Source organism: Thermomonospora sp. CIF 1, assembly GCF_001896795.1.
In the GTDB taxonomy this organism is placed as follows: Bacteria; Actinomycetota; Actinomycetes; order Streptosporangiales; family Streptosporangiaceae; genus Thermomonospora; species Thermomonospora curvata.
Window position 1 is genome coordinate 95,796 of the sequence record NZ_MOYN02000014.1, and the last position, 12,304, is coordinate 108,099.

The window sequence follows — 12,304 nt, forward strand, 5'->3', positions numbered from 1 at the left end:
AAACAAAGCGTCGATGTGGTGAGAACGAGACCGACCCCCGGACGGTGCGTAGCGTAAGCGCCATGGGAGCCCGAGTGGCGGCGTTCCTCGAAACGGTCCCGGCAACATCACCTCGGCCTGCGGGCGCCTTGCGTAATACCGCTCCGTGAGAACTGGGGCGCAAGTCCAGACGGCCTCCAGAGCTGCGGCACCACAGGCTGTAGCAGACCTTCTGACGGACTGTCCCCACATGCGGCCTGTGGAGACGACGCGTTGAAAAATTCGGCAGAAAGCCGAACTAATGGCGCCTCAGGTTGGTTGAAGAGAGGAGTGGGAACGGTGACGTACGGTTTAAGTACCAGTACGCAGGTTATCGAAAGCGGCTGGCTCCGGGCTGTTGAGTGAGCTTTGTGAATGAAATGCGCACTCCTCTTCCCGAGTTATGCGCTCTGGGAAAAGATGCACGGCTCGTTGAGTACTTTCCACGCGTTGTCGCGGTCAGCCAGCCGGGCGGCGAGCGTGGAAGCGGCGAGATCGGAGGGAAGAGCTGCACTGAACTTCAGCCCGTGCACCGCTCGCGAGTCCACCTCGGGATCAGCTAGCCGGTGCAAAGAGCGACCGACCTCGCGCCAGGTCACGGCGTCCAAATCGTTGCGAAGCCGAATGTAAAGATCGTCAGGACGAGCACAGGGGTCGGCGAGAGAACCGAGAGACGCCTTGAGCGTAGCGTTGACGCGGGTGCCGGCCCACGTCCACCAGAGCACATCGTGCCCGGACCGCACCACGATCGTGCGGTCCGGTGCCGCCACATCGGCGAGCTCGGCGCGGGCCGTTGCCAGAGCGCGGGCCGCACGGTGAGTCAGCCGGACGGGGGGATCCTCGCCCAGGACGACCTGACGGATGGCCCGAGCCAATGCAAAGGACATGGCGAAAGACGACGTGGTCGACCACCGGGCGATCCCACCGGTCCCCTCGATGGGGAGGACGTGGCAGCGTCGGCGCTTCCAGTCGATCCAGTCGACCTGCCAGGTTCGCCCCGCCAGGAGCAGTAGACGCGGCCCTTGCACCGCTCGGGTGAGGAGCATGGGGTCGCATCGACCGATCTCCTTGCCACCCTGGAGGACGGTGAATTCGGGGGGCGCTGTGAACGAAGCCATCAGCTCCATAAAATGACGCCGCCCGAAGTCCTGTTCCGCCTTCTCGCCAATGAGGAGATTGTGGCCGTCCCGGCGCAGATAGCCCTTCGCTAGAAGATGCTGCATGATTGGCTGCGTGGCAGCGGGGTCGAACAACCAATGTCCGTTCCACCAGTCTCGCCACAGAGCGTCCCCGATCGCTCCCTCCTGCAGTGCGAGGGCCAGGACCTGCTGCGCAACGATGTGCCGCGGATTGGGAGGCGGTAGGGAGGGCTCCACATAGCCGGTGCTCCATAGCAGGAGCAGACCGGCCGCGGTGAGGGTGTCCTCTTCGCTGAGCGTTAGCAACAAGCAGTTACGCACCTGGCCCGGCCGCCGGCCGGTGCGCCCCAGCCGTTGTAGAAAGGAGGACACTGACCATGGGGAGTTGATCTGGATGACCCGGTCGAGGTCACCGACGTCGATGCCCAGCTCTAGGGTGGAGGTGGCGACGATCACGCAGTCGCGGGCCTGGCTGAACGCCTCCTCGGCGCGCCTGCGTTCGTTTGCCGATAGTGAGGCGTGCGACAGGAAGACGGTGACGCCGAGCTTGCGCAGTGCCTCTCCGAGCTCTTCGACGGTCTGCCGGGAGTCGCAAAACACCAGCCGCTTTTCGCCGTGGTGCAGCATGGAGATGATTTTTGCAGCGTTGGCGAGGTTGCCGACCCGGTCCAACTCGATCTCAGGCGGACCCACGGCGGACTCGATGGCTGGCTCTACAACCTGGGCAGGACGCCTCCCCGCACCTTGCAGCCACGCCAGCAGGCCGGAGGGGTCCCCCACCGTCGCTGACAGTCCGATGCGCTGCAATGGCCGGCCTGTCAGGCGCGCGATGCGCTCCAGCACGCACAGCAGATGCCAACCCCGGTCGTCTTTAGCAAAGGCGTGAACTTCGTCTATGACGACGCTGCGCACCCCCGATAGCAGTCGCCGGTGATCGACACTCGCGCTGATGAGCATCGACTCTAGCGACTCAGGAGTGGTGAGCAGGATATCTGGAGGATTACGTAGAATCGCCTGCCGCCTGGTGACGGAGGTGTCGCCGTGCCAGAGCCGCACTGTCCTGCCGAGCCAGCCCGCATACTGGGCGATCCGCGGCTCCAGGTTGTTGAGCAGCGCTTTCAGCGGACAGATGTACAGCACTGACAAGCCCTGCCAGCCCTGCTCGGCCATGACGGTGAGCAAGGGAAACAAGGCAGCCTCGGTTTTCCCTCCAGCGGTAGGGGCCACTAGTAGGGCGTCGCAGTCGGGAGAGAAGCTCTTTAGGAACTCCTCCTGGAGAGGACGCAGCTGCTGCCAGCCGAGAGTAGCGGACAGGTGATAGGCGAGGGTTGGATGCAGCTTCGTCACAGGTCGATATCGATGTCACCCGCGGAGGACGCGGTACCTTGCAGCGCATTCTGCTCTTCAATGGTCAAATTGTCGAGCCGGTACCGAGCGTAGTGGACGCGGGGGTTGAAGTCCGGATGCTCGGCCACCTTGAACAGCACGTCCGAAACCAGGCTTCGCAGGAAAACCCGGGGCGAGGTGCCGACGCCGAGCTTCCCGGCCACTGATGTCGCCAGGTCCTTAATGTAGGCGTCGTCCACCAGTTGGTTGATGCGCTCGCGGGCCTGCGGCTCGCCTTCGGCGTACAAGTCGCGCACCCGCCGGCCGAGTTCCACCAGCTTGTCCAGGTCGAACCCGGTGAGCCGCAGCCGGTGGCTCTGCATGGAGTCGAATCGGGGGTCGGTGTCGAAGTCCACGTCCAGCCGTTGGGCCAGCGGTGGGAGCTGGGGGACGCCCGTCGGGCCGGTGAAGAAGGCGGGTGTACCGGTGATGAGCAAGAAGAGCCCGGGAAAGGAACCGCGGTCGATCTCATCGATCAGGTGTCGGAGGGCCCCCAGGCTCTTGTCGCGCACGTCGGCGCGGAGCCGCTGGATCGTCTCCAGCTCGTCCAACACCAGCAGCAGTCCGGTGTGGCCGCAGTCCCGCAGGATGATTAGCAGGCCGCGGAGGAAACCGAAGGCGGTGTCGGCGTTGACCTCCCCTTTGAGGCCGGCCTGGCGCTTGACGGAGGCGGCCACATGCTCATCCCCGCTGACCCACGACAGTAGTTGCATCGCGGTGCCGCTGTCCCCTGCCATGCGTGCCTTCCGATAGGCCCGCAGCGCGGTGGCCAGGGACGGAGCCGAGTCGGCGACCTCCTTGAGCCGGACGTCGATGCGCTTGTTCACCGCTGCTTCAACCCGGTCGCGGTCTGCCGGGTCGAGTCCTTCTGCGGCGCACACCTCGTCCTCAAGGTTCAGCAGCCAGTCCTCGACCAAGGCCCGGAACGCACCTTCAGAGGTCTCGGCGATGGTGAGGTTCTTGATGAGCCGCTGGTAGATGACGTTCAGCTTGTGCAGCGGAACGTCCTGGGAGATCTGCACCTCGCTGGAGGCCATGTTCTTGTCCCGGGCCCGCTGGGCCAGCCAGCGGGAAAAGAACGTCTTGCCCGAGCCGTACTCGCCCTGAACCGCCTTGAACTTCCACCCGCCGCGGGTGACGGCGGCCAGCTCCTCGTCGAGTCGGGCGAAGCGTTCCATGCCCACGGCGAAAAGGTCCAGGTCCCGCTCCGGAACGGTGCCACGGCCCAGTGCGTCGATGACCTTGCGGCGTCGGGCGGGGCTGATCTTCTTGGGTCGGCTCATGAGGTCACCCCCAAGAACTGCTCTTTGAGGAGCGGGATGTTGAGCTGCAGGGTCTGGTCGTCGTCCCGTAGTTCGAGGACCTGTTCATCATCGAGGTTGAGCAGCCGGCACACGCCGCCGAGTTCCATGACGATCCGATCCGGCAGCTTACCGAGCAGCCGGGCCAACTCGGCGACCGGCCTGCGGCCTCCCTTCTCGATGAGGAGATCGATGAGTCGGGCGACCTCTTCGTCGGTGAAGCGGGCCCGCGCCCCGAGAGTTGCTCGCTGTTCGACGAAAGCAGCGGAGGCCACTACCTGCGCCCCCAGCTTCGGCCTGGCCACGGGCGCCGTATTACGGGCCGGCAGGGGCGTCCGTGCCTGTGGAGGCGAGGGCTGGGTGCTCTTCCCCGGCTGATTCCGTAGGGATGTGGGCTGGGGACCCGATGCGGACGCCGAAGATGGTTTCGGCACTGATTTCACTTTCGGCCTGGGCCGCGCTGGCGCGGCTGGGGGCACTGCCCGCTTCGGAGAGGCGGACGGCGCTTGTGCTTGGCCGGGCAGGCTGATGGGCCGCCATATGCGCTGCTGACTCGTCGTCACTAGTGGCGCCAAGTTCGTGGGGGTGGCTTGCTGAACCCGGACGGGTGGGGGCTTGACCGCGATCCACTTGCGTCCGGAAAGGGCTTGGAGCCACTCCCGCGCGGTGGGGCGGAGGCCGTGCGGTGCCGCGGCACGGTCAAAAAGCCGGGTCACCGCGTCAGCGACGTGAGAGTCGACGCCCTCTACCAGTTCCAGCTTTTGGCCCGGGCGGACGTAGGCGTTGCGGCTCAGCACCCGACCCACCAGCAAAGCGATTTTGTATCTGTCGGTGTCGAGGTCGAGGCCGGTCTTGGGTAGATGGGGGTCGTCCCATTCGGGGGTCTGCGCTTGGGGGAGGACCGGTTCGCCGCCGTGCCGCCGTACACCGTCGCAGTCGAGCATGAAGATCCGGTAAGGACGGGTCTGGGACCACAGCAGATTCCGGAAGGAGATATCGCCCAGCACGAAGCGGTGAGAGTGCAGGAAGTCGATGAACCGCACTGCCGCGGTGGCGATCTCAACACGGCCCGGCCCGTCCGGCAAGTGCAAGGACTGCCAGGTGTGGTTCGGTTTGTACAGCAGGTACTGGAGCTCGACTGGTCGGTTCTTGCCGCCGATCGGCCCGGTGAACTCCGGAGGGATTTCCCGCATGAGGAAACCGGTCACCGCGCCCTTGTGCACGACCCGTGCCAGTGGCCAGGCGCTTTGCTCGAAAAGGGAACGGCTGTCGGCGCTGGGCAGCCCTCGCCCGAATTCCACGAGCTCGGCTAGAGCTGGGGCGAAGGGCCTTCCGGCGTTTTGCAGGTACTCCTTGTAAACGAGCTTCTCGTTGCCGAGTACTCGGGTGACGACGCCCTGCCCGCCTTCCCCGAGCGGTTCGTCCTCTAGCCGCAGGCTGCTTCTCGGACGGTCCAAAGGATGCGGTACCAGCATCAGGAGACCCTCCAGATGCAGATGGCCGTCCGGTCATCGTCGTGGGTGCGGGCTTTGAAACCGACCTGCCAGAGGAATTCCGTCAGGGACGGGGGACCGGAGCCCCACCAGGCGGCCAGCTGGTTGCGGACCTCACTGCCGCGCATGGGTTTGGCGAGCCCGTCGGTGCACAGCAGCAGTACGTCCTCCGGGTCCAGTGACACAGGCTGGATCTCGACTTGGTCGGCGTGACCGGGCAGGGCCAGAGTCGCCGAAGTGGCGACCTCATAATCCGGCTCCTTGGCGAAGCACGACACCCACACGCCCCGGTGCAGCCGCATCGCCGCGCAGTCACCGACCCGCATCAGCCAGGCCTGCTGCGGCGAGCCGTGGACGTCGAACTGGATCACGGCGGTCAGGAACGTGGTGGCCAGTTCTTCGACCGCGACGCCGCGCCGGGCGGCCTCCGCTTCGATGGCGTCGGCGATACGGGAGAAGTAACGCCTGGCCGCGTCGGCAGCCTGCTCATCGGGCCGGATGCGCAGGTGCTCACGCGCGGCCTGGCAGGCGGTCATCGCACCGATGTGGGACAGCTGTGCGTTGCCCAGCCCATCGGCCACGCAGGCCAGGACGATGCGTTCGCTGATCCGCCACAATCCCATGGCGTCCTGCCGGGGCTGGGCGTTGTAGCGGTGCGCATCGCCGCGGGTCGAGACCGCGCGAATGACGAGACCGGGCATTGCCGCGGCGTCCAGGACGGTGTCAGGACAGGCCACATCCAGGCTTGGCAACTCGCCCGGTTCGATCTTGAAACGTGACGGACGCCCTATGACCAGTGGCTCTGGGAAGTCCATCAGACGCGATCCGCCTCCAGCACCGTGTAGCCCTTGACCTGGTCGGGGAAGACCATCTGGGCCCCGGCGTTGGGATTGGCAGAAAAGGCCGCCGAGGAGGCGACCGCCGAGGAGACCACCGAGTTCAGCAACTGCTTGGCGAACTCCCGCAGGGCGTTACGTGGATCGAGCTCCCCGTTGGCGATGAACGCCCGGAAGGTGGCGACGGCCCGCAGCGTCTCCGGTCGCACGTCACCGAAGCCGAAGGCCAGGATCGTCGGGCGGGGGCCGAAGTCCTTGGCGGTGAGCCGCTGGTGCGCGGTGGCCCAGTCCGAATCGGTGGGCTGGCCGTCGGTGAGGAAGAACACCGTGGGACGGAACGGGACATGGCCGGCGGCTTTGAGATCCCGGATGTCCCGCTCGATGGTGTCGCGCAGCAAGGTGAACGCCGCGCCGTAGGACGTGGCGCCCTTGGGAGCGAGCTGGGGGACCTGGTGCACGTCGTTGAGATCGGCCAGCGGCAGCAGCACCTCAGCGGTGTCACTGAAGCTGATGATGCACAGCCTCGCCTTGTCAGCGACCGTCGGGTTGCTGGCGATTTCGGTGACGATCTGGGGGAGCTGGTCGTTGATCTCCTGAAGGGGATTGCCCGCCATCGAGTACGACTCGTCGCACACCAGGTAGAAGGGGAGTATCTGCTCGCTCATGACACGGGCCTTTCCTCGGCACAGCCGTAGCTGATGAAGTAGATCTCCATGGAGACCGATCCCGCGGGGGCCGCGAGGTCGTGGAAGTTGCGGGTGGCGGCGGACCTGAACACGCTCGGGTACGCCTCTTTCAGGGCTCTGTTCACCCGTGACGCCAGGGCGACCCCCTGACCGCTGCCGCCGTCTCCGCCGAAGGTCAGCACCATGCCGGCACGCTTGCCGGAAAAGCCGGGGGCCTGCCTGTGCAGCCCTCGTTTGACTTGGGCGATGAGCGTTCGTCCGCCGGCCGCGGGGCTGACGGTGAACTTGGCCTTGATGGGTTTGGACTCCACTCCCTTGAGCTGCTCGGCACAGGGGCTTTTGGAAGGGGAGGGACCGGCGGAGGGCTTGGCCTCGGCCTCCGGCGGCGCCTGTGCGCCCAGCATGACGATGGTGAGCGCCAGGAGCATGTCCGCAAACAGCCACCCGGCCAGCAGGATCGTCAAGGAGGCCCGACGCTGTCTCATGCCGCGTCGCCCTGCCGACGGTCAGCGAGCTCGGCGATCGTCTGCGAGGCCTGCTGCAGGACGTTGCCGAACTCGGCGATTGCCGCTTTGAGCTCGTCGAGCTCGGCCCGCACCGTGCTCCGCGTCTCTTCCAGGGCCATGCCGGTGACCTGCGAGATCTGCTCGGGCAGCGCGGCGAGCCGTTCGAAGGAGTCCCGGGTGCGGTCCAGCATGTCCACGGTCCGGCCGGAGACGTCCGTGACGAGCTCGATGCGGCTGGCGTGCGCCCCGGCGGTGTCCGCCCAATCCCCGAGGGCCGCGCGGATCTCGGAGCTGGTCTGGCTGAAGGCCCGCTCGAAGTCCGTGGCGGTGCGTTCCAGGGTTTCGGTGAGCTGGTTGGTCAGCACCTTCACGGTCCGCTCTGTGGAGGCGCCCACGGCCTGCACCGAATCGGCGGAGCTGTCGACGGCCCGGGTGATGCTGCTGCTGGCGGTGACCAGTTCCCCGACCTCGTCCCGTAGCTCGCCCACGGAGGAGCGGATGGCCGAGGTGAGCCGGTTCAGCTCGTGGTCGAGCACCGACAGCAGGCTCTTTTTGAACTCTTCGATGGACTCCCCGGTCTTGAGCGTGATCGCGTCGGCTGCGGAGGTCATCGTTTCGGCGGCGGACTTCACCTCGGTGAAGTGCCGGCTGAAGGTCTTGGTCGTGCCCTGCACCTCGTTGGCGCTGGAGACCAGGGCGTCACTGGTCTTCTGCGCGGCTTCCAGGGCGTAGACCACGGCGTCCATCAGGTCGGACTGGGCCTTGCGGACCGTCTCCCCGATCTTGGTGATCTGCATGGCCGCTTGGGTGAGCTCAGCGTTGAAACGGCTGGGCGTCGACAGCCGTACCTGTGCCAGGTACAGGCTCGCCTCGGTCAGCGCCTTGCGGAGCCGGGCGCGCAGCATCACCAGCCGGCGTTCGGCACGGTCCAGGGAGCGGTTGTACAGCAGGTTCTCGCTCACCGTCCAGGCGACGAGGAAGAGGATCGCCAGTACCGTCAGCATGGCGACGTTGCTGAAACGGAAGAAACCGGGCAGTCGGCCATCGAAGCCCTGCTGCCACATCTCCAGGAACGGCCGCCGCGCCGCCTCGACCCCTTGGTCGTTTAGTACTTCGCCGTAGGCGGACGTGGCCTCGTGCAGCCCCACCCACGTGAAGAACACGGGCAGAAAGACCAGCACCGGCCCGACCGCCAGCGCGGCCTTGACTGCACGGGACGCCCAGTGCTTGCGGCTGGCCTTCTTAGGGAGCGGCTGGATGATCGTCTCATCGGGCGAGAACGCCGCGAAGAGGTCGACCTCGCACCAGCGCTCGGCCTTGCTCCGATCACTCATCGCCTCGGCGAGGTCTCTAAGCTGCTCTTTTCTCTCCGCCAGCTCCGGCTTCTCAGCGAGTTTCCGCAGCTCCTCGCCTACGTCATGCTTCCCCAATGATGAGACTCCCCCACCTGCTCTGCCGGCCATCCCGTGCAGAGCCACCCCAGGTCGAACTGTTTTAGCAGCTCTTGTCCTTGATGTCACATGAACTGCTTGTGTGCGGAGTTTTCTTATAGTTCTGTTACCAGGGAGGATGCTGTCTGCAGGGGCTCATGAGCGTTGACGGCTATCGCCTTGTGCAGGGAAGGGCTGCCCAGCCCGTCGGGGTGGGGCAAGGGGGACGTTCCCCCTGATGGCACGGCCGGTTTCGAGCGTGCGAGCCATTAGGGACGGGCCCCACGGGCCGGAGGATGCGGTACCCCGCAACGGTTCGGGGCCTCCGGTTGTCAGCGCTGTCACCTGCCCGCTGGCCACGTGAACCACCCTGAGTGGGGTGTTGGCTCCTGCCAGCCCCAGCGGCACCTTCTCTCGCCGTATGCGACTTACCCCTGTTATACCTGCCCGACCTGGACTCGTAGAGCTCCTTCTCAGCGATCGACGCTGTGGGCGTCCGGCGGTGCTGTCGGATGTCCTAGTGTCGAACGACGCCTGAATCATCGTCTTCGATCAAGCGGTGTCGGTCACCACCGGGGGGCCGACACCGCGAGAGGCTCACTCCCCGTTGGGAGCGAAGGGCTGGGCGGTTTCCGGTTCTGAAGGTCCCTCGCCCGGCGGATCCTCGTCGTGTGCGGTTTCTTCGGAGTCCTCCGGCGGCAGCGGGAGGACGTACTCCTGGGCCAGTTCGGCCAGGTGCAGGGGCAGCGGCAGGGCGAGGGCCTGGGGGTAGTCCGGGGGCTGGCGCAGGTGGTGGGCGGCCATCGCCAGCGCCTCCGGATCGTCGCCGTCGTCCTCGTGGCAGCCGAGCACGGCGAGCTCCACCAGACCGGGGTTCCAGCCGACCTTGTCGGCGTCGATGGTCGGCCTGCCGGAGCCGCGAGTGAGCGGCCGGCCGCCGAGTTTGTCGCCGCTGACGGCCGAGTCCTTGAACTGCGAGGGTTTGGGCGTGGTGCTCCAGAACACCCGGCCGCCGCCGGCTCCGTCAGGACGGGGCGCCACCCACAGGTGGGCGGCCAGGCCGTTCAGCCCGTCCTTGGGGTGGACGCCCCACCACTGGGGGGTCTCCCGGCCCGTGGTCTTGCGGACCCGCAGCAGCCGCAGGTCGGGGTCGAGCCTGCGGTGCGGGGCCACCCCGGTGCGCACCCGGTCGCGCTGCACCTGGCCGTCCTGCAGCCACGTCCAGTGCGAACGGACGTTCTGCGCGCAGGCCAGCAGCAGGGTCGGGACGCCTCGCAGGGTGCGCAGCACCGTCTGCAGCCATTCCTCGACCTGCCGGCGTTGCCGCTCCATCTCCCGGTGGTAGTCCGGTCGTCTGAAGGCCTCCTCGTCTTCGTCGTCGGCGGCCAGGACGGAGGAGACGTCGACCCGCTCGGTCAGCCGCAGCAGCAGCGACGGATAGGGGATCCAGGCGCCCGCTCCGCCGTCCGCCTCGGCGTCCCAGCCCCGCACCTCGGCGATTCCCTCCTCAGGACCGGGGGCCACCAGCACGGCGACCGGGACGTGCCCGGCCCAGCGGGTCCGGCTCGTCCGGTTCTTGCGCACCAGCCAGATCGCCGCATAGCGCAGTCCTTCGGGCAGCCCGTCGCTCAGCCCGTGCTCGGGGAGCACCCGCACCCCCAGCTGCCGCAGCCCGTCGTCCCAGGCCTTCTCGGCCCGGTGCCCGACGTTGCGGGTCGAGTCGTAGCCCGCGGTCTTCTTGGGCACCGCCACGAACTGGGTGAGGAGCCCGGCCTTGGCGAAGCCGAGCCGCAGCGCGAACTTCGGATCGTGATCAGAAGTGGTGAAGTCGGCGGCGCGGTCGAGTTCCACCAGCGCCAGCGACGGCGCCGTGCCCGGACGCTCGGCCGCCATCCAGCGCGCGGCCCGGTCGCGCCGCTCGGCGACCGCGGCGGTGACCATCGCCTTGGTCCGGCGTCCCTCCGGCAGCGCCAGGTCGTCGCCGAGCCCTTCGGTCAGACGCCGGCAGTGCAGCCGCACGAGCAGCTCCGGCGTGCGCCACTCCAGCAGGCCGCGCGGGCCTGAAGCGGCGCTCAGCAGCGCATCGATGGCCGCTCTCGACCCGCCGCCCAGACCGAGAAGGCCGATGAACGCCTCGACGGCCTCATCTCGCATCTGCGGCGTCTGCCACAGCAGCCACGCCTCCAGCACGGCCCGGTCGTCCTCGACGGCACCTAGCGCCCGCATCGCGTGCGCCGCGGCGGCCCGCACCTTCGCGGCGCGGCGCCTGTCGTACTCGGGCGTCTTCGTCTTGGGCGGGGTGTTGAGCGGTGTGGAACGGCCCAGCCGGGTGCGCACCCGCTCCGGCTCGGGACGCAGCTCCGGAGCGAACGCCTGCTCGGCCCAGGCCACGAGCTCTGAACGCTGATGGGGCATCAACCCCGGGAGAACCCCGTGGGAGCCCATGGCGGTGCTGTACACGACGGCGGCGCTCATGTCGTCGGCGAGCCATTCCTCCGGCGCCGTCACGATGGCCTCGGCGTCGGGGAACGACGACAGCGACAACCGGTGCAGCATCCCCGCCGGCCCGCCTTCGACCCAGCCGGTGACCCAGTCCCGCGCCTCCCGGTCCCAGCGGCGTTCCAACCGGGCGACGGCGAACCGGTCCGAGCGGGACGCGCCTGGCAGCCAGGGCACCCGCGGCCGCAGCAGCACCGTGGTGCGCCGCCGGCGGGGCAGGTACAGACGGCCGGCGGCGCCGACCCGGGTCGCCCAGCGGCGGATCCCGGTGTGCAGGTGGATCCGTGGCAGCGGCTCGAAGGGGACGGTGTGCAAGGTGACGTTGAGGGTGATCGAGTACCACCACCTCTGCCCGTCCTTGTCGAACCGCAGCGGCTCTGACACCAGTTCGGCGCCCTGGTCTCGGGGGCCGCGCGGCACCGCGTGAAAACGCAGGGTGCCGCTTCCATAGTCATAGGGCTCCAGGGCGAGGATCTTCCGGGCGAACCAGTCGGTGGTGAGCGGGTACTGGTGGGCGAGCGGCGCGGCGGTGCCGCCTTCGGTGACCGGGCAGCGCAGCAGCTCCAGCTCCACCGGTTCCCAGCGGGGCGGGGCGTCGTCCAGCATCGCGCGGGCCTTGGCCAGCAGCTCCCGGTAGTGGGGGTCTTTGGCCATGTCGGGTCGCAGGTCGCTCAGCCAGGCGTTGTACAGCGCCCGGAAAACCTGATCCGGCAGGCGTTCGACGCCTTCGGGGACCAGCAGCCAGTGTCCGCGCCCGTCACGCGGGCGCGGCAGCACCAGGTAGTCGGGGGCGAACGTCTGCAGGACCTGTTCCATCCGGCGGGTGGGCACGGTCCGGTAGGGCTCGGCGTCGGTGGGACGGCCCGCGTTGCACAGCTCCAGCAGCACCTCCCGCCACTGTTCGGGGAAGGGCAGGGCCTGATAGCGGGCGGTGACTGAGGCGTCCGGTGAGTCCGGCAGCCAGGAGGCCGTCCGGATGCGCGTGTAGGCGGGCATGCAAGGCTCCGTTC

General features: G+C 67.5%; 8 protein-coding genes. All 8 read right to left on the reverse strand.

The window, feature by feature from the left end; genetic code table 11:
* Positions 1 to 419: 419 nt before the first annotated feature.
* The 8 genes from BUE48_RS07355 to BUE48_RS07390 all read right to left on the reverse strand — a co-directional run bounded on the left by BUE48_RS07355 (position 420) and on the right by BUE48_RS07390 (position 12,290).
* Complete coding sequence (locus BUE48_RS07355) at positions 420 to 2,504, reverse strand: DEAD/DEAH box helicase (RefSeq protein ID WP_012851857.1); 2,085 nt, start codon at positions 2,502 to 2,504, stop codon at positions 420 to 422.
* The gene (gene brxD / locus BUE48_RS07360; protein WP_286989424.1) at positions 2,501 to 3,826 is read right to left on the reverse strand and encodes a BREX system ATP-binding protein BrxD; all 1,326 of its coding nucleotides are present in this window, start codon (positions 3,824 to 3,826) and stop codon (positions 2,501 to 2,503) included. The genes BUE48_RS07355 and brxD overlap by 4 nt, the downstream gene beginning before the upstream one ends.
* Complete coding sequence (locus tag BUE48_RS07365; RefSeq protein ID WP_286989426.1) at positions 3,823 to 5,319, reverse strand: polyadenylate binding domain-containing protein; 1,497 nt, start codon at positions 5,317 to 5,319, stop codon at positions 3,823 to 3,825. Before BUE48_RS07365 ends, brxD begins: the two co-directional genes overlap by 4 nt.
* Positions 5,319 to 6,038, reverse strand: coding sequence for a protein phosphatase 2C domain-containing protein (locus tag BUE48_RS07370; protein WP_041439396.1), 720 nt, complete (start codon positions 6,036 to 6,038; stop codon positions 5,319 to 5,321). Before BUE48_RS07370 ends, BUE48_RS07365 begins: the two co-directional genes overlap by 1 nt.
* Before the next feature lie 113 nt (positions 6,039 to 6,151).
* Complete coding sequence (locus BUE48_RS07375; protein WP_012851861.1) at positions 6,152 to 6,838, reverse strand: vWA domain-containing protein; 687 nt, start codon at positions 6,836 to 6,838, stop codon at positions 6,152 to 6,154.
* Positions 6,835 to 7,323 (reverse strand): hypothetical protein, encoded by a 489-nt coding sequence (locus BUE48_RS07380; protein WP_245537004.1) that lies wholly within the window; start codon positions 7,321 to 7,323, stop codon positions 6,835 to 6,837. The genes BUE48_RS07375 and BUE48_RS07380 overlap by 4 nt, the downstream gene beginning before the upstream one ends.
* A 17-nt stretch (positions 7,324 to 7,340) precedes the next feature.
* On the reverse strand, positions 7,341 to 8,699 hold the full coding sequence (locus BUE48_RS07385) for a coiled-coil domain-containing protein (RefSeq protein WP_286989429.1): 1,359 nt from the start codon (positions 8,697 to 8,699) through the stop codon (positions 7,341 to 7,343).
* Between the two features lie 693 nt (positions 8,700 to 9,392).
* On the reverse strand, positions 9,393 to 12,290 hold the full coding sequence (locus BUE48_RS07390) for a pPIWI_RE module domain-containing protein (protein WP_286989431.1): 2,898 nt from the start codon (positions 12,288 to 12,290) through the stop codon (positions 9,393 to 9,395).
* Positions 12,291 to 12,304 lie beyond the last annotated feature (14 nt).

Excerpts from the sequence above, each read along its gene's own strand:
- brxD (WP_286989424.1), bottom strand. The coding sequence starts at position 3,826 with ATGAGCCGACCCAAGAAGATCAGCCCCGCCCGACGCCGCAAGGTCATC.
- BUE48_RS07365 (WP_286989426.1), bottom strand. The coding sequence starts at position 5,319 with ATGCTGGTACCGCATCCTTTGGACCGTCCGAGAAGCAGCCTGCGGCTA.
- BUE48_RS07370 (WP_041439396.1), bottom strand. The coding sequence starts at position 6,038 with ATGCCCGGTCTCGTCATTCGCGCGGTCTCGACCCGCGGCGATGCGCAC.
- BUE48_RS07375 (WP_012851861.1), bottom strand. The coding sequence starts at position 6,838 with ATGAGCGAGCAGATACTCCCCTTCTACCTGGTGTGCGACGAGTCGTAC.
- BUE48_RS07385 (WP_286989429.1), bottom strand. The coding sequence starts at position 8,699 with ATGAGTGATCGGAGCAAGGCCGAGCGCTGGTGCGAGGTCGACCTCTTC.
- BUE48_RS07390 (WP_286989431.1), bottom strand. The coding sequence starts at position 12,290 with ATGCCCGCCTACACGCGCATCCGGACGGCCTCCTGGCTGCCGGACTCA.